General features: G+C 42.3%; 26 protein-coding genes and 1 pseudogene. 4 read left to right on the top strand and 23 right to left on the bottom strand.

All coding sequences use genetic code 11. The features are described from left to right. Window positions 1–406: 406 nt before the first annotated feature. Entirely contained in the window at window positions 407–1,267 is an 861-nt protein-coding gene (locus ACYQ3Q_RS27490; protein WP_459931587.1) for a nitroreductase family protein, read from the bottom strand. Window positions 1,268–1,845: 578 nt separating this feature from the next. Further along, window positions 1,846–3,468 carry a gamma-glutamyltransferase family protein gene (locus ACYQ3Q_RS27485; RefSeq protein ID WP_459931586.1) on the bottom strand — a complete coding sequence of 541 codons (1,623 nt, stop codon included), beginning with the start codon at window positions 3,466–3,468 and terminating at the stop codon, window positions 1,846–1,848. Window positions 3,469–3,854: 386 nt separating this feature from the next. On the opposite strand from ACYQ3Q_RS27485, the gene ACYQ3Q_RS27480 reads away from it, so the two are divergent. Together ACYQ3Q_RS27480 and ACYQ3Q_RS27475 are read left to right on the top strand one after the other, a co-directional pair. Continuing rightward, on the top strand, window positions 3,855–4,022 hold the full coding sequence (locus ACYQ3Q_RS27480; RefSeq protein WP_459931585.1) for a hypothetical protein: 168 nt from the start codon (window positions 3,855–3,857) through the stop codon (window positions 4,020–4,022). 212 nt (window positions 4,023–4,234) lie between these two features. Further along, the gene (locus ACYQ3Q_RS27475) at window positions 4,235–4,738 is read left to right on the top strand and encodes a DUF2680 domain-containing protein (protein ID WP_459931584.1); all 504 of its coding nucleotides are present in this window, start codon (window positions 4,235–4,237) and stop codon (window positions 4,736–4,738) included. Between the two features lie 186 nt (window positions 4,739–4,924). Here ACYQ3Q_RS27475 and ACYQ3Q_RS27470 read toward each other — a convergent pair whose 3' ends face one another. The 7 genes and pseudogenes from ACYQ3Q_RS27470 to ACYQ3Q_RS27440 all read right to left on the bottom strand — a co-directional run bounded on the left by ACYQ3Q_RS27470 (window position 4,925) and on the right by ACYQ3Q_RS27440 (window position 9,716). Continuing rightward, the gene (locus ACYQ3Q_RS27470) at window positions 4,925–6,364 is read right to left on the bottom strand and encodes a DASS family sodium-coupled anion symporter (protein ID WP_459931583.1); all 1,440 of its coding nucleotides are present in this window, start codon (window positions 6,362–6,364) and stop codon (window positions 4,925–4,927) included. A 90-nt stretch (window positions 6,365–6,454) separates the two neighbouring features. Beyond that, window positions 6,455–7,015 (bottom strand): class I SAM-dependent methyltransferase, encoded by a 561-nt coding sequence (locus ACYQ3Q_RS27465; RefSeq protein ID WP_459931582.1) that lies wholly within the window; start codon window positions 7,013–7,015, stop codon window positions 6,455–6,457. Between the two features lie 125 nt (window positions 7,016–7,140). After that, complete coding sequence (locus ACYQ3Q_RS27460; RefSeq protein ID WP_459931581.1) at window positions 7,141–7,650, bottom strand: hypothetical protein; 510 nt, start codon at window positions 7,648–7,650, stop codon at window positions 7,141–7,143. A 327-nt stretch (window positions 7,651–7,977) separates the two neighbouring features. Then, a pseudogene (locus tag ACYQ3Q_RS27455) lies at window positions 7,978–8,268 on the bottom strand (arsenate reductase family protein); the annotation flags it as partial. Between the two features lie 133 nt (window positions 8,269–8,401). Beyond that, window positions 8,402–8,980, bottom strand: a complete 579-nt coding sequence (locus tag ACYQ3Q_RS27450) for a nitroreductase family protein (protein ID WP_459931590.1) — start codon at window positions 8,978–8,980, stop codon at window positions 8,402–8,404. Between the two features lie 216 nt (window positions 8,981–9,196). Then, the gene (locus ACYQ3Q_RS27445) at window positions 9,197–9,520 is read right to left on the bottom strand and encodes a YbjQ family protein (RefSeq protein WP_459931580.1); all 324 of its coding nucleotides are present in this window, start codon (window positions 9,518–9,520) and stop codon (window positions 9,197–9,199) included. Next, a complete protein-coding gene (locus ACYQ3Q_RS27440) occupies window positions 9,501–9,716 on the bottom strand; it encodes a hypothetical protein (RefSeq protein ID WP_459931579.1) in 216 nt (71 codons plus the stop codon). Before ACYQ3Q_RS27440 ends, ACYQ3Q_RS27445 begins: the two co-directional genes overlap by 20 nt. A gap of 3 nt (window positions 9,717–9,719) precedes the next feature. On the opposite strand from ACYQ3Q_RS27440, the gene ACYQ3Q_RS27435 reads away from it, so the two are divergent. Then, a complete protein-coding gene (locus ACYQ3Q_RS27435; RefSeq protein ID WP_459931578.1) occupies window positions 9,720–10,004 on the top strand; it encodes a hypothetical protein in 285 nt (94 codons plus the stop codon). 152 nt (window positions 10,005–10,156) lie between these two features. Here ACYQ3Q_RS27435 and ACYQ3Q_RS27430 read toward each other — a convergent pair whose 3' ends face one another. From ACYQ3Q_RS27430 to ACYQ3Q_RS27410, 5 genes are all read right to left on the bottom strand, one after another. Continuing rightward, window positions 10,157–10,519 (bottom strand): YccF domain-containing protein, encoded by a 363-nt coding sequence (locus ACYQ3Q_RS27430; RefSeq protein ID WP_034144192.1) that lies wholly within the window; start codon window positions 10,517–10,519, stop codon window positions 10,157–10,159. Between the two features lie 175 nt (window positions 10,520–10,694). Continuing rightward, window positions 10,695–11,492, bottom strand: a complete 798-nt coding sequence (locus ACYQ3Q_RS27425; RefSeq protein WP_459931577.1) for a DUF3786 domain-containing protein — start codon at window positions 11,490–11,492, stop codon at window positions 10,695–10,697. A gap of 460 nt (window positions 11,493–11,952) precedes the next feature. Further along, window positions 11,953–12,597: a superoxide dismutase gene (locus ACYQ3Q_RS27420; protein WP_459931576.1), complete on the bottom strand. Its 645-nt coding sequence runs from the start codon at window positions 12,595–12,597 to the stop codon at window positions 11,953–11,955. A 131-nt stretch (window positions 12,598–12,728) separates the two neighbouring features. Then, on the bottom strand, window positions 12,729–12,902 hold the full coding sequence (locus ACYQ3Q_RS27415) for a hypothetical protein (RefSeq protein ID WP_459931575.1): 174 nt from the start codon (window positions 12,900–12,902) through the stop codon (window positions 12,729–12,731). Between the two features lie 101 nt (window positions 12,903–13,003). Next, on the bottom strand, window positions 13,004–14,170 hold the full coding sequence (locus ACYQ3Q_RS27410) for an amidohydrolase family protein (protein ID WP_459931574.1): 1,167 nt from the start codon (window positions 14,168–14,170) through the stop codon (window positions 13,004–13,006). Window positions 14,171–14,439: 269 nt separating this feature from the next. Between ACYQ3Q_RS27410 and aspD the strand changes: the two genes are divergently transcribed. Then, complete coding sequence (gene aspD / locus ACYQ3Q_RS27405) at window positions 14,440–16,080, top strand: aspartate 4-decarboxylase (RefSeq protein ID WP_459931589.1); 1,641 nt, start codon at window positions 14,440–14,442, stop codon at window positions 16,078–16,080. 18 nt (window positions 16,081–16,098) lie between these two features. Here aspD and ACYQ3Q_RS27400 read toward each other — a convergent pair whose 3' ends face one another. The 9 genes from ACYQ3Q_RS27400 to ACYQ3Q_RS27360 all read right to left on the bottom strand — a co-directional run bounded on the left by ACYQ3Q_RS27400 (window position 16,099) and on the right by ACYQ3Q_RS27360 (window position 23,706). Next, a complete protein-coding gene (locus tag ACYQ3Q_RS27400; protein WP_459931573.1) occupies window positions 16,099–16,638 on the bottom strand; it encodes an SGNH/GDSL hydrolase family protein in 540 nt (179 codons plus the stop codon). A gap of 270 nt (window positions 16,639–16,908) precedes the next feature. Then, the gene (locus ACYQ3Q_RS27395) at window positions 16,909–17,067 is read right to left on the bottom strand and encodes a hypothetical protein (RefSeq protein WP_459931572.1); all 159 of its coding nucleotides are present in this window, start codon (window positions 17,065–17,067) and stop codon (window positions 16,909–16,911) included. A 246-nt stretch (window positions 17,068–17,313) separates the two neighbouring features. Next, complete coding sequence (locus ACYQ3Q_RS27390; protein WP_459931571.1) at window positions 17,314–17,850, bottom strand: GNAT family N-acetyltransferase; 537 nt, start codon at window positions 17,848–17,850, stop codon at window positions 17,314–17,316. A 40-nt stretch (window positions 17,851–17,890) separates the two neighbouring features. Continuing rightward, window positions 17,891–18,067: a hypothetical protein gene (locus ACYQ3Q_RS27385; protein WP_459931570.1), complete on the bottom strand. Its 177-nt coding sequence runs from the start codon at window positions 18,065–18,067 to the stop codon at window positions 17,891–17,893. A gap of 63 nt (window positions 18,068–18,130) precedes the next feature. Further along, on the bottom strand, window positions 18,131–19,384 hold the full coding sequence (locus ACYQ3Q_RS27380) for a glutamate-5-semialdehyde dehydrogenase (protein WP_459931569.1): 1,254 nt from the start codon (window positions 19,382–19,384) through the stop codon (window positions 18,131–18,133). 367 nt (window positions 19,385–19,751) lie between these two features. Then, window positions 19,752–19,949 carry a sulfur carrier protein ThiS gene (thiS, locus tag ACYQ3Q_RS27375; RefSeq protein ID WP_459931568.1) on the bottom strand — a complete coding sequence of 66 codons (198 nt, stop codon included), beginning with the start codon at window positions 19,947–19,949 and terminating at the stop codon, window positions 19,752–19,754. Between the two features lie 8 nt (window positions 19,950–19,957). Continuing rightward, window positions 19,958–22,114, bottom strand: a complete 2,157-nt coding sequence (locus ACYQ3Q_RS27370) for an aldehyde ferredoxin oxidoreductase family protein (protein ID WP_459931567.1) — start codon at window positions 22,112–22,114, stop codon at window positions 19,958–19,960. Window positions 22,115–22,125: 11 nt separating this feature from the next. Further along, on the bottom strand, window positions 22,126–22,500 hold the full coding sequence (locus ACYQ3Q_RS27365; RefSeq protein ID WP_459931566.1) for a 4Fe-4S binding protein: 375 nt from the start codon (window positions 22,498–22,500) through the stop codon (window positions 22,126–22,128). Between the two features lie 57 nt (window positions 22,501–22,557). Then, window positions 22,558–23,706, bottom strand: a complete 1,149-nt coding sequence (locus ACYQ3Q_RS27360; protein WP_459931565.1) for an NAD(P)/FAD-dependent oxidoreductase — start codon at window positions 23,704–23,706, stop codon at window positions 22,558–22,560. Window position 23,707: the final 1 nt, after the last annotated feature.

The following is a 23,707-nucleotide window of genomic DNA, read 5'->3' as shown; positions in this document are numbered from 1 at the left end:
CTTAGCATTTCCAACTCTCGTTGTCAACAACTAATTTTCCGTAAGTTTTGATCAAGTAGCGTGAAGCCGTGACTCCTTGCACTTTCGATCAATGTGCGTTTGTGGCACTCAGTCATAATACCATTTTCATCATATGCTGTCAACTGTTTTTTTATGCTACTGCTCTTGGTTTCACTCACCTAGGTTTCACACAGTGGAGCAACGATTGAGATGGTATCACAGATTTTTATGTGCCGTCAATAGGGTGATTTGAAAAGCTTGAGTGTTAACCAACTTCTAAGGGGTTTGTACATGGTGCTTTGGAGTTGGTACTAGAGGTAAAACAACAAAAAATATAATAAAAAACGGCAAATAAATGGCACAATGATCCTATATTCAATAGACCTCATCCTTTTAAATGTATTAATTAAATACCGTCGACCCAACTTACGACATACTCTGTGGCTTGTGGTGTACTTATGCTCCCTGGATCATTGACATGCCATTTTCCATCGATACCGTGTTCTCTGGCAGTTAGTTCAAAATGACACATGCCAATCCCCATATCAACTCTTTGTAAATCATAAGCCAAGGCCTTGGCATAACCCTTAGTGTGCTGGAGATAGAAATGAATCTTATTAGTATCCTTGACAATCCTCCACGGTTGCTTGTTGGAGGCAGAGGGTGCCAGTCGAAGCATTTCGAGAGGGGTTGCGAATTTTCCAGCCTCCAGCTCAGATAAGTGATGACTAAAATCACGACTGAAGAAAAGCTCAGCCCAGCCTTTGCGATTTTTTGATCCCGCAGTTAATCTCAATGCAGAATCAATCAGACTCTTTCTACGACTGGGATAGCCTATGGGTGTGATACAAGGCAATACTTCATGATCTTTTTGCTCGATTGCCCTACCAAATTCACTTTTCTTGAAGGTTCCTCCAAGCCAACAGGTGCCTAACCCCAAAGATGTAGCGTATAGAATAACTTTCTCCAGAGAATAACCAAAGTCCTCCAAGTCTCTCTCCGCCTTTTCGACAGCAGCAACGACATAGGTTGAAGCACCGCTTATCACGCCATAAGTCCCAAGCTTTGCATTGAATTCTTTACGAGCAAGATCACTTTCAATCAAGTTTATTCTTAAAGTCCCACCAAACGGGCCCCTCGGCATCGAAAAGAATCCTCGCAATTTTTCTTTTATCTCTGGCGTTAGAGGTTGATCTAAATAAGTTCGGACAGATAGTCTCTTTTTAATTACTTCTGTAATCGGCAATTCGAATAGTTTACCCCTCATATAAACCTCCACTTCAGGGATTTATACTTAACCCCTCCCGTCAATTATAGCAAATTATGGGGATTAATGAAATTGTTAGCTAAAAAAATAGACCCCGGATCTATACCGAAGTCTCTAGATAGAGATTTATTAACATTTAGTTTGAACTAGCTAAGATAATGGAGCAATAACTTTCTTCTCAGATTTCTTCTTCATTTTTTCCTTATTCTTAGGACTCTTGTCTCCCAAATAAAATACCTCCCATCACCCATTTACCCTAGTATTACAGGTAAAACATTTTTCCATACATAGTTTAACCAACACCCTACCCACCGTTTCAAATGACCTTATTCTCGCTATGCTGTTACTTTATTGCATGTAAAAATCTTAAGCAAATAGGCGCTATTTTCCGGGATCGAGTGATCTTTCAAACCACATCCCAATGGACTGCGTGGGTGTATTTGTGATTTATGAATTATTCATCCCCTTTAGTTTGCCACTTAGAGATCAGGCCGCCCACCGCTAACATGAAGGCTAGTAACTTCAATAATTTACAGTTTCATACTATATAAAACCCACTCTGAAGAAAAACTCCAATTCTACCAACTAGCAATATGTCCATCTGCTCTTGACTCGGTGCCACCGGCCAAAATCCCATCCTTACTTCTCCAGATGATTTGACCACGTCCAAAACTAGATGTATCCATCGACCATCGAATGTTATGTCCTCTACGCGCTAGTTCTTGGGCAATCGACTCAGGAAAGGAGTGTTCAATCTCAATGGTGTTTCCATTAATCCATTGCCAACGTGGTGCATCAAGAGTAGTTTGAGGATTTAAATGATAATCGACAGTATTCATAATTACTTGCACATGCCCTTGAGGTTGCATGAAGCCTCCCATCACTCCAAAGGGGCCCACAGGAAGGCTATCTTTTGTTAAGAAGCCTGGAATAATAGTATGGTAAGGCCTTTTACCTGGTTGAAGACAATTGTCATGGTTCGGATCCAAAGAAAAGTTGTTTCCTCGATTATGTAGACTAATCCCTGTTTTTGGTACCACCAAACCAGAACCAAAGCCTTTATAATTACTTTGAATATACGAAACCATATTCCCCTCGCCATCTGCGGTAGCCAAATAGACCGTCCCACCTTTGGATGGTTTTCCAGGTTCAGGTTGAATCGCTCTATCTCCAATTTGTTTCCTGCGTTCCTCAGCATACTCATCTGATAACAGTTCCTCAATACTTACCTTCATTTGAGAGGGATCGGCAATGTACTTCTTCCCGTCGGCAAACGCCAACTTAAGTGCTTCGATTTGCCGATGATAAGAGTCGGTGCTCTCTTTGAATTCGAATTCAAACCCTTTTAAAGAATTTAAGGCCATCAAAGCCACGAGTCCATGTCCATTGGGCGGAATTTCCCAGACCTTATAGCCACGATAATTAATGGAGATCGGGGTTGCCCATTCCGGAGTGTAAGCCGCCAAGTCATCTGCTCTTAGAAAACCACCGTGCAACTTAGAGAATTGATCAATTTTATCCGCGATTTCTCCACTATAAAACGATCTGGCGTTTGTTTCAGCAATCGATTGCAAGGTGCGGGCGTGATCTTGAGAACTCCAAAGCTCACCAATTTTCGGAGCACGTCCTTGAGGAGAGAATGTCTTAAACCAGTTTTTGAATTGCTCGTCTTTAAGATTCACAGCATATCGGTCGAAGGCGATCTCCCAATTCTTCCCCACAGTTGGGGATACGGGATAACCTTGTTCGGCATACGAAATCGCGGGTTCCATCACTTTGGTCAGAGGAAGCTTACCGAAACGGGTAGATAACTCAGCCCAGGCTGCGGGCGCTCCAGGAACGGTAACGGGAAACCAGCCATAGGTAGGCATTTTTTCATGGTGTCCAGCTTTTTTCAAGGCTTGTAACGTGAGGAGTTGGGGGGCAGGGCCGCTGGCGTTAAGTCCAAAAAGTTGGCCCTTAGTCCAGACCAAAGCAAATGCATCCCCTCCTATTCCGTTTGAGGTCGGCTCGACAACCGTAAGACAGGCCGCTGTGGCAATCGCCGCGTCAATGGCATTTCCGCCTTTTCTTAAGACCGATAACCCTGCTTCTGCCGCAAGAGGCTGAGAGGTGGCAACCATACCATTTTTGGCATAGGCGGTCATTCGACATGAGGCATAAGGATTATAAAGCGTATCAAAATTAAGCATCTTACGCATTCCTCCACTACTTGAGTTTCTGCACAGCTTGGCAGTAGCCCCTAGTTTCGCAGATTACTCATACACTATAGCTTACACAATTCCTATAATCAAGCAACAAACGGTGCTCAGTAAGTAGGACAAGAAGGTACAGATTTAGCTGAGTACCTTTCGACATAATCGTGCAGACTCGTACTATTTTACCATTTAGTTCCACTTTATCTAAGTAGTTCATATTATGTGGTATCACTGGAAGGGAGGAAATTCAAATGGCATTTGATAACGTTGGTGGAGCAGCTTATGGTGGCGGAAAAGGCTTTAGCGCAGGGATCGCCGCAGTTGTAGTCATAATTCTTCTTCTAATCGCAATGGGAATCGTATTTTAATTTAGAAAGGTGGAACTTCTTATGTACGGAATGGGTTATGGTGGAGTAGCCGGAGCATATTGTCCTCAACCTGTTGCACCCGTTGCTGCAGCTTGTGGCGGCTATGGTGTTGGCGTAGGCGCAGGTGTAGGAGTAGGCGTTATCGCAATAGCTATTTTGATTCTTATCGCATTAGGCGTCATTTTCTAAAATGACTTCTGAGATATGTAATAAATGGAGATAATATAATAATTCTAATATCATCTGAAAGGGCTACCACTTCATAAGTGGTAGCCTTTGACGAATTAGAGATAGAACCTAATGACATAGTTGTTTCAATCTTTTGACATACTTTTGACAAATATTCTTACTATAATTCAATCATAAGTTAAATCAATTTAAACAAAAGGAGTGCATAAACCATGAAAAAGTTCAAATCTTACATTGCTGCCGCCACCATCGTCGGACTCTTAGGGGTAACCGGAACTGCCTTCGCTGCCATAACTGGTCAGACTCCAGCAGAAATTACAGCTGGCTTGACTGGAAAAACCGTAGATCAAGTTACCTCGGAAAGAGCTACAGGAAAAACCTATGGCACCATCGCTAGCGAAGCCGGAAAGTTAGACGAGTTCAAAGCTCAGACTCTTGAGCAAAAGAAAGCCATCCTTGACCAAAGAGTCAAAGATGGCAACCTCACTCAGGCACAAGCAGATGCAATGCTCAACTCTATAGCGACGAATCAAGCCACCTGCGACGGAACCAGTACTGCCAGATTAGGAAGAAGCATGGGAGCTGGATTTGGCCAAGGGCAAGGAATGGGTCTTGGCCAAGGTCAAAAAAGAGGTCAAGGGATGGGCAATGGCTCTGGCCAACGTAACGGAGGCGGCTTCGGCGGTGGAATGGGCAGTGCAGCTACCCAGAACTAAGCTACCCATATTATTTAAAAAATACGGCCGGGAGACTATGATGTTCCTGGTTGGTGGAAATGTAACTTAACCTATAAGTTTGCCACGTCGGCAGTTAGAGGAAAACAGAGGACAGGTTGCTTGTTTCGGTTGAAACAAGCAACCTGTCCCTCTGTTTTCCCTTGGGAAAGCTAAGTATATACTACGTTACCACAAGCCAATAACCTTCCAATACGCTAAACCAATCGTAAGATAGACCACAGTTGCTAATAAGGTCACTACAAAACCGATCTTCCACCAAGTTGTTTTTTCCACATAACCTGTGCCCATCAGTAAAGGACCTAATCCATTCCCATAATGTGTCAGAGTCGAAGAAATCACCATGAGAAAAGCAACCAGGAACACAGCCGGATACTTCGGAGCCCCAGTGACTGCTACAAAGCTGAAGATAACCGGTGCAAAGGTGGCGACATAACCGACAAGTGACGGGAAAAAATAGTGAGGAATAATCGCTAACAGCGCGATGATCACAAACGTGCTAAACGTTCCTATTCCCTGGGGTAGGGCACCTTCCATCACACCGATTAACCAGTCAAAAAAACCAAGCTTACCAAGTGCTGACGATAAACCAATAATTCCTCCGAACCAAATCAGAATTCCCCAGGTCTCCTTCGAGTCAGCTATATCCTGCCATTGGATCACATCGGTTAGAATCATCATCGTGACCCCGAGGAATGCCACAAGGGTCGTATCAATTTGTGTCATGCTACTAGTGGCCCATAATACCAAACAAAGCATAAAGGTTATCCCGACGATTATTTCCTTTTTTGTGACAGAACCCAAAGCTTTAAGTTGTTCACGAGCCATTTTCCGAACCTCTTCAACCGAAACTAATTCGGGGGGATAGATAATATAGACAATGATTGGAATGAGGACTAAAACGAAGAAACCAGGAACTGCTGCCAGTGTCCATAAGCCCCAACTCACATTAACTCCTAAAATCTGCGCAGCGAGTTTCATGGAAAGGAGGTTCGGACCCATTCCCGTCAGAAACAAACTTCCGGCAACCATATCCATCATATAGAGCAAGACCGTAAGATAAGCGCCTAGCCGACGGGGATTCTCGTATGGTTTGGAACCGACGACCTCAAATATTCCTTGGGCTAAGGGATAGACTAAACCTCCCACGCGAGCCGGGGCTCCCGGAATCGTCGTTGCCAGCATAAGATCGGTGACCCCAAGAACATACCCTAGTCCCAGACTGCTTTTACCAAATGCTTTGATAAGAATGAGTCCAACACGTTTTGCCAAGCCACTTTTTTTAAACCCCAGACTCATCATAATAGCCACTACAATCAGCCATACAGTTGTATCTGTATAGCCCACTAAAACATCTTTAATTGGGACGACGAAAAGACCCGCAGCCGTTACTCCGACAAAAATAGCACTTGCCTCTGGAAGTCCTTGCAACATCAGCATGAGGATTGTCCCTGCAAAGATCCCGAATAACTTCCAAGCCTGCACCTCTAAGCCATTTGGAACTGGAATAATAAAGAAGAGGACTGCAAACAAGATGGGGATGAGGATTTTTAGAGTTCGGCCGCTGAATAGGTTATGAGTCGTCGGAACCTTCATAGTCTGGCTCATACTTCACTCATCCTTATGATTTTTATTTAAATTTTTCGGGGTAAAGCTCAGGCTCTAAGCAAAAAATTGTAATCCTTAACCAAGTCTAGCTTAATTCGGGGCTAGTTCAAAGATTACGCTATAGAAATTCTCCCCTAACGAAAATTTATTGAAGGTTATTAGCCCTTTGCTATTTCCTATTTCTTCTACATACTCTTCAGAAATCCTATGGTCAACTGGTGGCCCCATGGGTGTTTTTTTCTTATGAAACTCGATTATCATGAGCTTACCCTTTGGTTTTAAAACTCGCTTTATCTCATTAAGCATAAATTCTTTATTTTCGATTTCATGAAGTACGGTTATCATAATCGCCATATCACAGCTATGATTATCTAAGGGAAGTATAGTAGACTCGACCTTCTTAATTTTCAGGTTTTTAATATTGCGTTCAGCTACTCTACTCTTTAGTAATTCTATCATACTATCAGATATTTCAAGTGCATAAATATCATTCTTGCTTATTTCTGTAGCTGGAAAAGTAAATACCCCCGTCCCAGCTCCAATGTCACATAGTATCATGTTCTCTTTAAATCCTGCTTTGATTAATGAATTCTTCGGATTAAGCTCTGCTACCCTTATGTGATTTTCAAATTTGATTATTTTATCATTCATTTAGCTCATCTCCTTAGTTTGGTTTGGCCCCTTCTCGGCATTGTGCCTGAAAACTTTCTATACGAGCAGTGTTATATGATTTAGATTCATTATAACACTTACTGTTTCCATATTTATTATAGAGATTAGATCTTCGTCAGCACTTTTTCCAACTTAGCGTAATTGACGACAACTCCATCATCCGGATCAATTTCAATCTGCTGGTCGGCGAGATTATGAATCACTTCATCGTATTTTTTTAGCTCGTCCATTTGTTTGGTTAGGGCTTTCAAGCGTTTTGTCGCTTTGGCCTTTTCAGGTGGAGAGTCTTCAGACACCAGCACTTGTTTTAAGCGCAGACACTCTGACTTAAGTTTATTTTGCAGGGAGTGCAGATAATCCGTGCGTACCCGGGATACCATACTTCTGTCATAGCGGTGCACATAAACTAGGGCGTTAAAGCCCTGTTCCTTGCCAGATGTGAATAACCAGTAAATCGGTCTTTTCTTATAGATTTGAACATGATCCTTGTAGAATTCCTTGAGGAAATAGCGGCGTATACACTCTTTGCTAGTCTCATTGACCTTTCTGCCTATAGATTCGGCAATGTAGTCAAGATTTGCAGCCATGGTATTCCTGCCAAAGGTAACTTCCATCTAATCCTTCTTCAAGAAATCTATTTTTCAATCTGTTTCTGTGTCCTTCATGCATGGATTAACGCCATTCCTTTCGTTTTATGGTCAAAATTCTACCCCTTTCGATATTTCTACACTTATACAGATTAACCTGCTTTTGTGGTTAATTTATCCAAATTTCTTGTCTAGAGAACCACTACAAATCTGCCCATAGAAAAACAACAAATAGAGCCCTCCAGGGCTCTTGGGTAGATCATATAGTTTCATTAATTTATCTTAATTTTTGTAGCCTTCTCTAAGTTAATCTAGATCTCGAAAAGTGAAGGGCGGATACGAGAAACTATGGTATTACTTCACTTCTGCTTTGAAACCGATAATTAGCTCGTTGTTCCTTACAACTAAGGGGCGGATAATTGCTTTTGGATTTGACGAGAGAAAACTTGCTACAGCCGATTCGTTATACTCCTCAAGTTCTTTTCCAAGTGATTTAGAAGGGTTGCTCTTTTTGTTGAGCAGACTCTGAACGGGAATCCCCCCAAGTTTAGCTAAGTCAGTAAGTTCTTCAACCGAGAGAGGGCTTTTCACAATGTTTCGATATTCAAACTCCACATTCTGTTGCAGAAGACCCGCTTCTGCTTTACGGCAAGTCGTTCATTGGGGAAAACAATAAAATGTGAGCATTTTTCCTCCTTCTGTGATTGACTATTGAAGTTTATTCGAGGAACTTCACCACCCCCTTTGGCAATAGGTTGCGGGGGCGCTTAGACATAGGTTATGCTTCTACCTTAAGAATTAAGTCGTCCAGAGCACGCTTCGGCACATGATGAATTCCTTGCTGATCTCTCCAATACTTAATGTCTCCAGATTCATTCAATTCCTCTATGACCACCACTTCTTTGGGTTTCCCTAAAGCAATCACCGTCGCGATGGCAAAATGCTCAGGTAAGTGTAGTTCTTGGGCAAGGGCGACACGATCAATCGAATTGAATTGACATCCTCCTAACCCTTTTTCTGTGGCACCTAACAAGATGCTCTGAACGGCAATTCCATGGTCCCAAAAGAAACCTTTGCTGATACTCTGATCATGAAGCACGACCACGTAGGCACTTGGCCTCTCTCCTTCTTCTGGTCCATCCCAATCTTTATAGTAACCAGCCCATTTTAATGTTTTGAAAATCAGCTTATTTGTTTCGAGTGTCTGAGATAAAACGAACTTTAGGGACTGGAGGTTCCCACCCGTTGAAGAAAGTCTTGCTAGATCAATGAGTTCTCTTAAGGTCTCCTGGCTTACCTCGACATCCTGATAAAATCGACGATAGGTTCGGTTTTTGGCAATAAGTTCACGAATCATCATTATATCCCTCCTTATATTTAGTATATCTTCTAGAGTGAAAAACACCATAGCTAAAGTTTGTTCTAATACACTTCATTGCAGCAATTGGTTTACACCAAATTGGATACCAAAAATAAGAGCCCTCAGACAGATTTTTGTACCAGTAGACTCTTATTGGATTGGATTGACTTCAAATTTTACCTTGAATTCAATTATCTTCTTGAAATTATAAGCCTACATGTTTTTCTTTACCTTAACGGCAGTCCCGTAAACAAGTATTTCTGCTGCCCCCTGCATTACATTTGAGGTTGCAAAGCGAATATTGATAATGGCATCAGCTCCCAGATTTTCAGCCTCCGATACCATTTTGCCGGTAGATATTTGACGGGATTCGTCGAGCATTTTACTGTATTCTTTTAATTCTCCACCGACGATTTGTCTGAAAGCAGCTAAAATGTCTTTTCCCACATGCTTCGCTCTGATGGTACTTCCTTTGACTAATCCTAAGGACTCGATTATTTCATAACCCGGCATGTAGTCAATATTTGTTAAGATCATTTTTTTCATCCTCCTTATCTTTAATTCTCTCCTTGATTAATTGGATTAACAACAGTCCAGCACTTATAACACCTAGAACGATAGCCACAATTACAATAATTGGTATCAATGAAGGTGAAATAAAAGCCATACCCATTATTCCAAAAAAGTACAAAGCTATACAGAAAACCAGTACCCAACTTAAGAGTTTAATCATCTATTGTCCCCCTTACAGCCGATCATCTCTATTGTTTTTCATTATAGCAAAGAACATTCTGCAACCGAAATCATCGAGAATGCTCAAAACTATGGTCAACTATTAACTTCACACATTGATAAAGAGAATAACGTACTCTATGTTATGGCAGAACGCGTATTATCCGCAGAGAAAATGGCAGAAATGGAAGTTGAGTTCACTAGAATCGAAGAAATAGAAGTCGGCCCTAATAAACATGAGGAATTCCACGCAACCCTCCATGCTTTGAAAACCTTTTATCTTTCCTAATTGGAGAGTGCCCAGTGACGAGCTGATTGCCTATTTTAAGTCATGGCAAAGAGCTTGGCCTAACTAAAACGTGGATATTTAAACGCAAAAACCCTAGCATTGGCAGGGTTTTTCTGTTTTTTCCCTGCATGAATAAACACTGATAAGGTGATCTAGCGTATTTTCGCTCCAAAAGGGATAAGCCCAAGTGTAGCAAATTTAAAATGCTGAAGTCCAAAGGGTATACCAATAATTGTTAGACAAAAAATTGCACCGATAACGAGATGAGCAATGGCAAACTCCCACCCAAATACAACGAGCCAGATAATGTTAAATATTAATCCTCCTGCTCCGAAATGTCCAAGTTCGATTTCTTTTCCAAAAGGCCACAAGACAAACTTCGAAATCTTAAAACATTGAACACCAAAAGGTATGCCAATTATTGTTACACACAGGATTAACCCTGCTAAAAGCCATATAATCGAGGCAATGATCCCTCCAAATAATAGCCAAATGAGATTCCCAATGAGATTCATGATCCTCCTCCATTTCCTTATAGTTTATACTTTATATTCTATTTTATAGTTTACAGTTCCTACTTCCTGCTTCTTACCACTTACCTCTTACCCTAATCATTATGCTTAGTTATGGTAGTGATAATCGATAATCTATAGTGTTTAAATATGTGCCATTATTACTACACTTCGGGGCTTAATGTCTGGAAGTGATCTTTTGAAACATCACCAAGAGCCCAACGCAAAGTCTATAGATCGAATCAACATTAAGATTGTCTTCCGCTGTCGTATCGAAAAAAACATTGAGTTTGGATTCTAGATCCTCTTCTGGCTTGGTATAACAAATGAGAATTGGTAGCTTTGGCAGAGGGTGCAATACAAGCGAAATATCAGAAGTAAAACTAGTCTCCACAGGCTTGCCGTTAAAAATATAAATCATGTCCTCAATAAGATCCGGATGGATATCTGTAAGTTGTTTTAAAGGTTTTTCAAACCTTTGTTCAAAAAAGGCATCCCATACGGTCTCATTACTAAGTTCCCTGAAAGAAACCCATTTTCCGGAAAGCTCTTTTCCTGCACTGTCAATAATATAATTGAGTAATGGAACCATTACCCAGACATTGTTATGGCATTCCGTTATAATAGCTCCCTCCGCACTGACCGTGAAGTCCTTTCCAAGGCACTTAATGGTCAAATTATCTCCAGAAAGCCTAGCCCCCAATCGTTCTACAGATGCAGAGAAATCTACTGTGACAATCTCTCTTTTCAACGGTTCAAGTACTTGCTTCAGTTGCTCTTTAGGAGTCATTTGTTTAATAATTTTCCCATCAAGTTCCTCAATGATCCTGCTTTCCAGATGAGGGCACTCAGCGAGACGTTTTTGCCCCTTTATCACCGCAGCAGCAAACGCTAGGCAGGTTGCCACCCCACACTGTTTGCAATTTGATTTTGGGAGTAACTTGTAGATTTCCAGTGGATTATCTAGTTGTGACATATACATTTCCCTTCTGTAGGATATTAATTCAAAAGTAATGCACTAGAGAGTTGAACCTGGCACATAATTCTTCCTTAATCTAGATTCTCTTTTAATTCTCTTTTAACTCTCTTTTTCCTTTCTTGATTTTCTTGATAGAACTTATTTTAATCTTCTTTAAGTACTTAACCAGAATATTTAATCTAACCTTGGACAAGTCTCTTGCCTAAATGATATGCTTAAACCATCTACTGTGAAAGAGGTTAAAGTCGTTATGAATGGCAATCCTGACTCTCTTGAGCCCCGGTTATCCGACCTTCTCCGAGCCCTACAAAGCCTGTACGGCCGCTAAACTCTTCTTGAATAGAAGCAGTAAATCTGATGATGCAAAATCATCGCCCCTTTGTCTAACCTCAAGAAGCCCTAGAAGCCAACAGAAGATTACTGGCTTCCAGGGCTTCTTTGTTATGATTATTAGGGCCTAGCTCAAAGGCATCTGGGCCGGCATGGCCAGAATTAGCCGTCTTTCAACGTCTTGCCAGTTCACTAATTGCCACCAGGCTGTCACGTAATCTTTGCGTTTGTTCTGATAATCCAAGTAGTAAGCATGCTCCCATACATCCAGGACAAGAATGGGAATACCACCCGCTTGAAATAAATCCTGATGCTTTTCAATGGTCAGGATTTCCAATCTTCCCCAGGCCGGTTGCCATACGAGCAAGACCCATCCTGATGCTTCAACATTGATTGCGGCTTCTGTAAACTGTTCCCCCAAAATAGCCAGACTCTCAAAATAGCTCATGATATGTTTGATCGTTTGCGCCCCGGGGGTCTCCCACCGGTTTCCCAGGGGAGCCATCGAAGTCCAATAAATACTATGTAAAATATGCCCCGAACCGTGAAAAGCGAGTTCCCTCTCCCAATGTTTGACTAAGGAAAAATCCCGTTTTTGCCTTGCCTCGCTTAGTTTTAGCTCGGCTTTTTTCAAACCTTCCACATAAGCCTTATGATGTAGGTCATGGTGAATTTGTAATAATCTAGAACTAATCACAGGCTCAAGAGCATTATACGCATAAGGGAGCTTAGGTAACTGATGTTGCCCCACTGGCACTATCATAGAATGCATATAAATTAGCCCCTCCTTCACACTCTCCACTTATTTGGTTCTATAATTGGTAGTCTTCCATTCTAGTTATAGATTATTACGTGGTCACAACGTTAGAACGGAGCGTTGCTTGCCTTACAGACCCAATCCTATTACATAGTGAGTATTGTCTGAAGTATCGGTAATCCATAATAAACAAGCGCAATAAGAATCGCTAAGGTAATGGCCAATTTAAATAACTTTTTTAGAATAAAGCCCACAGCAGCGATCCCTAAACCTAGCATCAGTATTTCTTGTAACCCTAGCCCAGCGGTAAAAGTCTCCATAAAATCCCCTCTCTCCAATCGCATTTACACTCTATAATCATAACACGCGCTTCCAAAAGAAGAAATAACCACTGAAACAAGGGGACAGGTCCACTGTTTCGCTACCCTAAGTCGTTCGCAAGTTGAAGTAGACTCATGGGGGTTCCGACGTCTAGCCTCCCTAATTCAGGACTACCGAGAATCTGAGCATTTTCATGAGTCGCCATGCGATAGACTTCGAGCTTCGGAATTCCTGCTTGAATCATCCATTCTATCTCATCATACAGGCTCCCAGCGTGCGGAACTTTATAAGCACCGGCATCTGTGCCAACACCTAATCGGACGTTTAAATGGCAGGCCTCCTGAATTTTAGCAAGTTGGGCCTCCAGAATCCGTTTCAAAGTGTTGATTTCATGGGTGGAGTAACGATCATTTGGATATTTTAAGAGATTTCCGATGGGTGCAACCGTTGGGACCCAAGCAATTCCTTTTTCTCTCATCCGCTCAAGTTGTCTGGTCGTCATATAATACCCGTGTTCGATGGAATCGACCCCAGCTGTAATGGCCATGGAAATTCCCTCATCCCCACTGGCATGTGCCATGACAGGTGTTCCACGTCCATGTGCTGCATCTACCAATTCTGTTAAATCCTCAACCGACCACTGAGTTGGACCCACCTTCTGATAATCATCAAAGCGGATCAGTCCAGTCACGACTACCTTAAGTTGGTCTAGGCCTTGGTCGAAGAAGTCCCTCTCCTTTTCCTGCCACTCTAAAATATCCTTAAAGCCACGACCGAGAAAACGACCATACATTCCTACCCGGTTCACAGCCTCATGCACTGAAATGACCTTAGGTCCTGGCCAAATTCCTTCATTGACCCTGTTTTTTGCGAGCCATGAAAAGCCAGGTAAATCGCCGCCATCTCGTATAGCCACAATTCCCCTTTCCAGATAGCGCCTCAAAAATCCTTGCATATTTTCCTCGATCAAGCAAGGCTGTGCCCAATTCTCCAAGCACTGATAAAAATCAAGGCTGTCTAACGCTAAATGGACATGGGCGTCTATCCAGCCAGGCAAGAGAAAATAGGAATCCCAACGCTGTATACCATTAGGGGTACTCTCTAAAAGATTCAATGGCTCAATTGAGTTAACCTTGCCTTCTTTCCATTTTAAAAGGGTAGGCTGAGAGCATAAACCTAGTTCCTTGCTCCAATACCCTGCAACGACTGCTTCTCCCTCATCAGGAATCTCTAAGATTTTTTGTATTGCACTGCACGAAATATACATCGCCCTATACCTCAAGCGTGTATTTCAAGGTTTTTGTTACAACATCCATATCCATAATCTGCTTCCTTTCCAGAGTGTATAATTTTGAGTTAAATAATCTTCAACGGGTCGCAGCATTGCCCTGATCGGGTATAAATGAACCGAGTAAAGTACAGAGTATTACTGATACCTTTAAATATCTTCAGATTTGCCAGTCTAAAGATCCTGAGTACTTTAGTTTCAAATCAGAATCTTTCACACCAAATTCCTGGCTGAAAGGATTGATAATTATTAAAAGCAACCATACCCTTCCCAGAGAGACGGTACGGCTTTATGCGCAACTTAGCCCTTTTGAACTGAAGGACAGATTAATTAGCCTCGCCAATAAACATGGGGATACAAGCATCTGGTCAATGCTCAATGCTGGCAGAGGTAATCCCAACTGGACAGCAGCAACCCCCCGAGAAGGGTTCTTTACTTTAGGGCTATTTGCTATAGAAGAAATTCGTAATGTTTGGCAAGATAGAGATCTTGCTGGCATGCCGAATACCGAAGGCATTGCTGAACGTTTGAAAGACTATCTAGAAAAGCATCACGATGCACCAGGTGTCGATTTTCTCAAAGACGTCCTTGATTATGGCTCAATCACTTGGGGATTTAACCCAGATGCTTGGATACATGAGCTGGTGGATGGCATTCTTGGCGATAACTATCCTGTACCAGATCGCATGCTCGTGCACCTTGAACAGGTTGTGCATGATTATCTTATTCAAGAAATGTGTAATAACCAATCTCCACCCGGCAAATACGACCTGTTCGCTGTTGAAGGCGGAACCGCGGCCATGTGCTATATTTTTGACTCGCTAATTGCCAATAAGTTACTCTCGATGGGTGACAAAATTGCACTAATGGTCCCTACTTTTACCCCCTATCTCGAGATTCCCCATTTAGCGCGTTATGATTTTGAAATTGTTCGAATTAATGCTCTGGAAATGGACGAGCGAGGGGTTCACACTTGGCAGTATACCAATTCCGAGCTCGATAAACTTGCTAATCCCAGCATAAAAGCTCTATATGTTGTTAACCCAAGCAATCCACCCTCAGTAGCTATACGAAACGAGTCAAAAAACCGTATCATAGAGGTGGTTAAGAAGCAAAATCCCAACCTAATGATTATTACTGATGATGTCTATGGTACCTTTGTTGATAATTTCCGTTCTCTAATGGCTGAATTACCGTATAATACACTTGGAGTTTACTCCTTCTCCAAGTATTTTGGGGCTACAGGTTGGCGACTGGGAGTCATCGCCGTTCATCAAGACAATGTCTTTGACCAATTAGTAAAGAATCTGCCACGTGACAAAGCAGATGCCTTAGCTGAGCGTTATGGGATAATAACTTTATATCCGGAACGACTTCGATTTATCGACCGAATGGTGGCGGACAGTCGCCAGGTTGCCCTGAATCATACAGCGGGTCTATCTACGCCTCAGCAAGTTCAAATGGGACTATTTGCCCTCTTTGCCTTACTGGATCGGGAGAATCGTTACAAGAAATTGACCCAGGGAATTTGTCAACACCGACAAAAATTATTATATGAGGGCTTTGGACTAGAGTTGCACACAGATCGGTTTGACGCGGCATATTACAGTCAAATCGATTTATTGGTGTGGGCCAAACTTAAGTACGGTAATGAATTCTGTGAGTATTTAGAAGCTAACTATGAGCCTACTGATTTCCTTTTTCGTTTAGCAGAGGAATCTTCGATTGTGCTTCTAAACGGCAGCGGATTTGGCGGGCCAAAGTGGTCCATCAGGACTTCTCTTGCCAACTTAAATGACGAAGCTTATCGACAAATCGGTGAAACTGTTCAAAAAACGTTTGAAGAATACGCGACATCTTGGCGAGCATTTAAGGACTTGAAAGAGTAAACGCCCTGGACTAAACAATCATAAGCCTTTCAAACTTCGCACCGCTATTTCTCCCATCAAAGCATAACCCTCTATACTAGGATGGACATCATCAACGAATAGCTGCGCACTCTGACCGACCTTTATCCTGTTTAGAAATGGAGAATAAAAATCTACTAAACTAATGCCTTTTTCATCCGCATAGCTGTTCAACCAATTCCGGTATTCAATCAGGAATTGTTCTTCCTCTGGCAATAAGGACGGAGTAGGTAACCCCAAAATAGGGATAATCCCGTTTTGCCTACAAGATTCCTCCATTACCTTAAAATTTGAGCTTACACTTTCCAGGGGAATCCTTTCGTAAGCATCATTAGCGCCACCAAGAATAATGACATGGGTCGGAGCATACTCAAGTACATCCCGCTGGAAACGCGCACGCATGCCGCTTGTGAAATCCCCGCAAATCCCTTGGTTTATCACATGGCATTTCAGTTCTTGAGCTAGATGTTCCACCCAAGACTCCTGATTACTAAAGGGATACCCTTCGGTAATCGAATCTCCAATTGCAACTATTTTCATTTATTTTTCATACCACCTTATTTTTGTTGTCTTCTAAGGCCAGTGAGCAGTTGGTACTGTATTTATTATAACTTACCTGTATTCTTTAGGAAACTAATTACAAATCTTCTCAAGATAAACCCATTTATTTGTTCAAAGGAAATGCCAATCCTAATTAAATAATACATGTACAAGACAAGGCTAGAAGCAATATTACGCTTCTAGCCTTGTCTTGTAACTTATAGTCGAATTATATTAGGCTTATCATTCCTAATAACCTCAAATCAGCCATTAATCGAGGATTTCTAGATCATCTGGACTTTTATCCTTGGTTGGAATTATAGCGTCTCTTTCTTTTCCCGTTGTCTGGGGGCTGGGAGAATCTTTATGGGCATGAGTCGAAGTCGTTACTGCGACCTGTTTAGATTTTTTATTCTGCTTATGTATCAAAGTTGTTCCTCCTTTTCTGCTCTTAGGATATAAATGATTATGGCAAACTCAGTTTCTAACTATAGAACTCGTTTGGCCTTAATATCATAAGTATGTTTATAAAGCTGCTTAATTATGTAATTTGAAAGACAGGTAAGTGAAACACAGTGACAGGTACACTGTTTCACCATTTTCTATCATAGCTGATAGGTTCAAGAAACACACTTTGATCACTCTGGAAAATTCATTTTCCCTCCTATTGCCTATCTAAAATTCAGGATAATATAAACCACTTCCCTTAGAATCGAATGGCAGTATTTCCTTCTCATAACATTTAAAGAGCTCTAACCCCGGAATATTCAGCCCGAGGTCTACTTCACCTACTAAAGTAAATCCGCACTTTTCATATAGTTTAATAGCAGGGAAATTGTTTACCGATACATCAAGCCGAATAGCTTTTATTCTTTTCTTGTATGTCAAATCTTCCGCAAACTTCATAAGCTTCATTGCAATCCCACACCCGAAATAGTTCGGATGTACAGCAAGGGTATGTACAACTATTATCTCATTATTCTCAGCATTTACAGTCCACTGCAGCTTTTTGTAGGCCTCGTATTGGCAGTGATTAAGTATAATTGAACCGATAACACGGTCATTATCCTTCATGACATAGAGCGTATTAGTGCTAATTCCTTCAATAGCCGTTTCCTCATTAGGGTAAACATGCTTTTTCCACGAGGGATAATTTACACCTTTTTCAAGGGTAGTATTCAGTTCATTATAAAGACTAATTATTTTTGACAAATCGGCATTCTTTCCTTCTGTTATTACCTTTATGACGGATTCATCGCTTGGCTTTTTCTTCTAAACGTTCATATAAATGCCTGTGATTGTAAAGTCCTGTTAGTCCGTCCACTGTAGCCTGGCTTTTTAAGATGCTATTCTGCTCAAAAAGTTCCTCTTCTGTTTGTTTGAAGCAAAAAAACACCGCATTTTCACGGTGTTTTTGAACTAAGTTCAAGTAATTTCCCTACCTCTGGTATTTCCATACCAGCGAGGGGTTAAAGATAACTTCCTCTCCAGCTTATTTTACTATTTGTCCATCTCCATAAACCATGTACTTAATCGTAGTCAATTCCCTTAGACCCATTGGCCCTCGGGCATGTAACTTCTGAGTACTAATTCCGATTTCTGCTCCAAAGCCGAAACGCCCTCCGTCTGTAAAACGAGTAGAGGCATTCACATAAACAGCAGCTGCATCAATTTCTCGCAAGAACCTTTGCGCCCTTGAATAATTTTCCGTGAGGATAGTTTCAGAATGCTTGGTACTGTATTGATATATATGATCTAGTGCACCATCAAGGTCAGGCACAACTTTAACACTTAAAATAAGGTCAAGATGTTCTGAGACCCAATCTTCCGGGTCGGCAGGAACGGCATACGGCAAGATTTCGCAGGTTTTTGGGCATCCCTTTAGTTCAACATAGTGTTTCTTTAGCTCTTCTCCGATCAATGGAAGAAAGTCTTCGGCAATCTCTTCATCGACGAGCATAGTTTCCAAGGCATTACAGACCCCAGGATTTTGTGTCTTGGCATTAATGATGATCGGAATGGCCTTTGCGTAATCCGCATCTCGATCAATAAACCCATGGCACATACCTGTTCCTGTTTCAATCACCGGCACGGTGGCATTCTGCACCACAGTTTGAATCAGACCAGCTCCCCCTCTGGGAATAATGACATCCACATAATCATTCATACGCATGAGTTGCTGAACCCATTCCCGATTTGTTTCTGTAATAAGTTGAATACTTCCGGATGGCAAGCCACTCTTTTCAGCAGCTTCTGCGATGACTCTAGCTAAGACTTTATTACTCTCTAAGGCCTCAGATCCCCCTCTCAGGATCACAACATTACCTGATTTTACACACAAGGCAGCCGCATCAACTGTCACATTGGGTCTTGCTTCATAGATCATCGCCACAACCCCTAGAGGGACACGAGTCTGCTGAATACAAAGTCCATTTGGACGGGTCCATACTTCCCCTTCTCCTACGGGATCTCTTAACGCAACCACGTCTTTAAGGGATTGACTAATTTGCGCAATGCTCACCGAGGTCAGCCTTAAACGATTGACAAGACTTTTCTTAAGGCCTTTCTCTTCTGCTGCTTGAACATCTAGGTTGTTAGCTTTGAGTATTTCTTGTTCATGATTTATGAGGGCTTCTGACATCGCAAGCAAAGCGTTATTTTTAGCTTCCGTACTAGCAAAAGCCAATAGGCGAGCCGCATGCTTGGCTCTGCGCCCAATCTCAAGTAATTCTGGGTGAAACACCACAATTCCCTCCCATCGTTCGTTTATTATAATGTAACTGCTTTCTCGTTCTTTAGCAAAACTCTCAATGAATTAGATCATCTTCCTCAACACCTTAACATTTTGCGCTTTTCATAGATAAAGGAAAAATGGTATCGCCAAGTCTTCTTAAATCTGTCACAGCAGACTACCAGCAAAATATTTTAGTTCATTATACCAGAAATTAAAATCTATGTAATCAAAAAGACCTCAATAAGCTTCAAAGCCATTGAGGTCAAAATGTGTTAATCCAATAGTTATCACTTCTAAGCAAGGAGACTAGGCTGCCAGGGCTCTCGCCATTCATGGCGAAGGAGTTAAAACTCTAGCTCCACCTGAAGTAAGCATTCCCCTATCCACCTGCCATAAGGTGGATGACCTTCACTTCGTCTCCATCTTGGATAATCGTCGAAGCATAATCTTCAGGGGAAATAATCTTGGAATTGACATAGACAATTATCCGTGGATAGGTAAACGTCTTAAGCTTTAAAAGTTCTTGCACCGTAAGCTTTTCTTGCCATTCGCAATCCCTGTTATTTAACTTAATCAAGTTATCACCTACACTTGTTTATTAACGACTTCTAGGAGTTCCGGTAAATCCATTCCTAAATCCCGCAGTCTTTCGACCGTCGGTACTCCATCCATGGTCCAACCCCGACGTTTGTAGACTGCATCCGTGAGCTTTTCATATTGGCTTTCACGATACGCTCTCATGACCTTGATCTTTTCTGCCGTCGATATGCCTGTTGTATCGTAGTTCAGAAGCTCCCTGAGTTGCTTATCATAGCGCCCTTGCCTGGACTCATATTCCTCCACAGTCACAGGCCCCATAGCTCTGTATGGAAGTTTGTCATGAACCCGTTTGCCGTAACCCATCCGAATGTTGAAGATTCTCTGGAAATTGTAGACCCTCTCAGATTGACGGATGAGTTCATATTTGTCAATAGCATTACCGGTAACTGCGTTATATATGTCGACATAATTTTGAACATGCTCTGGTATCTTTGCGGGTTCGTCAGTTAACTTGTTATCTGCGGGTGCAATATCATTCCAGGGCAGTTTGCAGAGACCGTTCAAACCGAACCAAGTTCTAAACATGGGGTAATAGTGGAGGGCTTCTGCTTTATCTTCGAAGGTTGGAATCTGGTTATTTACCATATCCATGAAGATCAACCAGGCTTCATCGTGTTGTGGCCCTTTGTTAGTCAGCCCATATCCGCCTTGTTGCGCTAAGGATTCCTTGGGCAAGTACTCGGAAAATTCAAGCCCCTTTTGTTCCATACCTATGTCAAAGAGGAACTGGGGATCCGCTCCATATTCCTTGGCAAAGAAGGCCTTCATTTTACGGATTCCCATGCCAGCAATCTTGCCAAAGCCCACTCCCTTAGACATCTGGTGAATAAGTTCAAAGGATGCCTCTGTATTGCCAAAGGTAAGTTCTAAACCCCCAGTTCGCTCTTTATTGAGAATACCGTTTTCGTAGCATTCCATAACAAAGGCCGTCAGAGTAGCATAGGAGATCGTATCAATGCCATAGGTGTCACAGTAAAAGTTCAACTCCAATATGGCATCCGGATCGAAGATACCACAGTTTGAACCCAGACCAGCAGCGTTTTCATATTCAGGACCGTCGATGGTTACCTTTTGACCTTTATAAGGGCCTGTTTTCAGTTCAAACTGATCAGCAGCTTTAGCACAAGCCATACTGCAACCATGCCAGCAGCCATCCGGGGAATTCTGGGTTACTTTGGAGATGAAAACATCAGAGGATATTTTGAAGGTATCCTTGTGAGCACCAAATTTATAATTGTGAGTCGGCAAAAGATCATACTGATCCATGACTTCAATAATATTCGCTGTGCCAATTTTACGCATGCGGTTTTGAGAGTTATCCAGATCGTGTATCTCTTTATGCAGCTTAATACCCGTTTTATTTAAGGTCAGCTGGTCAACGGGATGGTTTAGGTTGCCCTTCACCCCTGGGCATTTTATAACCACCGCCTTGATATGTTTGTCTCTAAAAACTGTCCCGATGCCGCCTCTGCCGGCTTGCTTTAAACGGATACCTTTACGGCGCACATCATAGAAAGTAAAGTTTAAAAGCCCAATATTCGTATGCTCGGCAGCGGTCCCGGTAGAGATCACGGCGATATTCCGTTTGTCTTCTTCGTTCTCGGCATACTTTTCAGTCAGTTGTTCGCCAAGAATATGGGTGTCCAAGTTCCCACCTGGTGCTGCTTCTTCAAGGGTAATAGTTCCCTTTTTGCCGTCAATGAAAATGATGACATCCTTATCAGCTTTGCCCTGAAGTTCGAGGGCATCGAAACCGACAAATTTGAGGAAGGGACCAAAATATCCACCCGCATTGCTATCAATCGGCATATTGGTCAGTGGGGATAGTGTCACAACCAGTGATTTTCCGGAACCAGGATATTGAGTAATTCCGCCAATCGGTCCACTTGAAATAATGATTTCGTTTTCCGGGTCATTCCATTTCGTGGATTCAGTCACTGCCTGCCACAAGTAATAGAGCCCAAAGCCCTTACCGCCAATGAACTTGTCTTTCATCAAAGGGGTAACGGGCTTTTCTTTGATTTCATGGTTACCGACATTGATATAAAGAGTGCGGTTGGTATACCCTTTGTCGATAGCACCTAAATCATAGTTATATGTTTTAAGTAATTTATGGCCCGATTGATTGTTTTCTAGATCCATATTATTTCCCCCTAAGCTTCTTCCGAACTATATATCGCATGGGTTGGGCAGATTTTTGCACACTGGCCACAAGCTACACATTTAAAAGGTTCCAACAGATCCCCGTGCATTTTCATGGCAAGCTCCGGGCAGAAACCGACGCACATAAAGCAACCGACGCAGATTTTTTTATTGATTCGCACCACGCCATATTTATCTCGAGAAATTGCCGCTACGGAACAAATATCGATACATTCACCACATTGGTTACACACCGTGATCTTCTTATCCTCGACTTGAATACAGGATTTTTCTCGATTCGTTTCTTTAAAGTAGGTTTTAGAACAGACTTCCTCGCATTCTCCACAGCTGATGCATAAGGATTCATTCTTAGCTAAGAGTTTCAAGTTTTCCACCTCCGTATGACTAGCGAACTCACTTCGCTCGGTGATTCAATTTAATGATTAGACTACTGCAGATTCTAGTACCAAGTTTCCCCCACGGAAGCGGTCCAAACCAAATCGTTCAATCGGCATAAAACACTCTTGCCCGAGAATCTTCTGGACCAAAAGAACTGCCGTCTGGGGTGCAACCATGAAACCATGACCGCTGAACCCGGCCGCTACCCACATCCCTTTTGCCTCTGGAACCTCATCCAAAATCGGATTAGCATCCGGGCTCATATCATAAAGACCAGACCACTGTCGGACGACACGTAGGTTCTTTAATAGAGGCAAAACAGTCGTTGCTTGACGAGCAACATCCTCTAAAAACTCCCAGCTGGAATTAATGTTAAAATCTTTAGGTTCATTGGGATCCCCTACACCCATGATAAAACTGCCGTGTGGGGTCTGCTGACAGTATAAACGATGATGGAGAGAGATAACCATCGGTCCCTGGCAAGGTTCAACCGGTTCAGTCACTAAAGCCTGGTGCCGTTGGGGATAGAGGGGCAGTTCAAAACCGACCATATTGCAGATAGTACCTGCCGCATAACCGCTGGCATTTATCACGAGGGAGGTAGCGATATCCCCTTTAGAAGTCTGAACTGAGGTAACTACACCATTTTCCCTTTTTATGCCAGTTACGGAAGTGTAGGTCTCAAATTTAACGCCCAGCCGACTGGCTGCTTTATAGTAGGCATCCACCACATGAAATGGATTGGCATGTCCGTCGGAATGACAGAAGGTCGCACCGATTAGTCCATTAAGGTTTAGATGGGGCACAATCTCCTGAGCTTCTTGAGGAGTAATCATTTTCGTGGGAATTCCTAGACTATGCTGTACGGCAACATTCTTTTTATACTGGTTCCACTCGGCTTGCGTATGGGAAACCATCAGGTAGCCGCCTTGCTTAAATTCAATATCCCTATTATATTCAAGTTCTTCGTTCATACCCTCAAAACGTTTCACACTGTCCCGGGCAAGAATAGCGTTGGTTTCGGTTCCCCACTGTTGGCGAACTCCTGCACCACACCGACCTGTTGCTCCAGAAGAAAGATACTGCTTTTCAATGACCACGATATCCTTTACCCCACGGACGGCCAGTTCATAGGCCACTGCGCAGCCTATAATCCCGCCCCCGATAATCACAACGTTAGCTACTTTTTGCAAT

Source organism: Desulfosporosinus burensis, from assembly GCF_054657535.1.
This window is presented reverse-complemented; position numbering and strand designations above follow the sequence as displayed.

Coding starts and splice junctions, on each gene's coding strand:
- ACYQ3Q_RS27465 (WP_459931582.1), bottom strand. CDS start 7,015: ATGAATGATAAAATAATCAAATTTGAAAATCACATAAGGGTAGCAGAG.
- ACYQ3Q_RS27370 (WP_459931567.1), bottom strand. CDS start 22,114: ATGGATCTAGAAAACAATCAATCGGGCCATAAATTACTTAAAACATAT.
- ACYQ3Q_RS27440 (WP_459931579.1), bottom strand. CDS start 9,716: ATGATTAAACTCTTAAGTTGGGTACTGGTTTTCTGTATAGCTTTGTAC.
- ACYQ3Q_RS27430 (WP_034144192.1), bottom strand. CDS start 10,519: ATGAATCTCATTGGGAATCTCATTTGGCTATTATTTGGAGGGATCATT.
- ACYQ3Q_RS27425 (WP_459931577.1), bottom strand. CDS start 11,492: ATGTCACAACTAGATAATCCACTGGAAATCTACAAGTTACTCCCAAAA.
- ACYQ3Q_RS27480 (WP_459931585.1), top strand. CDS start 3,855: ATGTACGGAATGGGTTATGGTGGAGTAGCCGGAGCATATTGTCCTCAA.
- ACYQ3Q_RS27450 (WP_459931590.1), bottom strand. CDS start 8,980: ATGATTCGTGAACTTATTGCCAAAAACCGAACCTATCGTCGATTTTAT.
- ACYQ3Q_RS27490 (WP_459931587.1), bottom strand. CDS start 1,267: ATGAGGGGTAAACTATTCGAATTGCCGATTACAGAAGTAATTAAAAAG.
- ACYQ3Q_RS27400 (WP_459931573.1), bottom strand. CDS start 16,638: ATGAAAATAGTTGCAATTGGAGATTCGATTACCGAAGGGTATCCCTTT.
- ACYQ3Q_RS27420 (WP_459931576.1), bottom strand. CDS start 12,597: ATGCATTCTATGATAGTGCCAGTGGGGCAACATCAGTTACCTAAGCTC.
- ACYQ3Q_RS27445 (WP_459931580.1), bottom strand. CDS start 9,520: ATGATCTTAACAAATATTGACTACATGCCGGGTTATGAAATAATCGAG.
- ACYQ3Q_RS27475 (WP_459931584.1), top strand. CDS start 4,235: ATGAAAAAGTTCAAATCTTACATTGCTGCCGCCACCATCGTCGGACTC.
- ACYQ3Q_RS27410 (WP_459931574.1), bottom strand. CDS start 14,170: ATGTATATTTCGTGCAGTGCAATACAAAAAATCTTAGAGATTCCTGAT.
- ACYQ3Q_RS27470 (WP_459931583.1), bottom strand. CDS start 6,364: ATGAGCCAGACTATGAAGGTTCCGACGACTCATAACCTATTCAGCGGC.
- ACYQ3Q_RS27415 (WP_459931575.1), bottom strand. CDS start 12,902: ATGGAGACTTTTACCGCTGGGCTAGGGTTACAAGAAATACTGATGCTA.
- ACYQ3Q_RS27460 (WP_459931581.1), bottom strand. CDS start 7,650: ATGGAAGTTACCTTTGGCAGGAATACCATGGCTGCAAATCTTGACTAC.
- ACYQ3Q_RS27485 (WP_459931586.1), bottom strand. CDS start 3,468: ATGCGTAAGATGCTTAATTTTGATACGCTTTATAATCCTTATGCCTCA.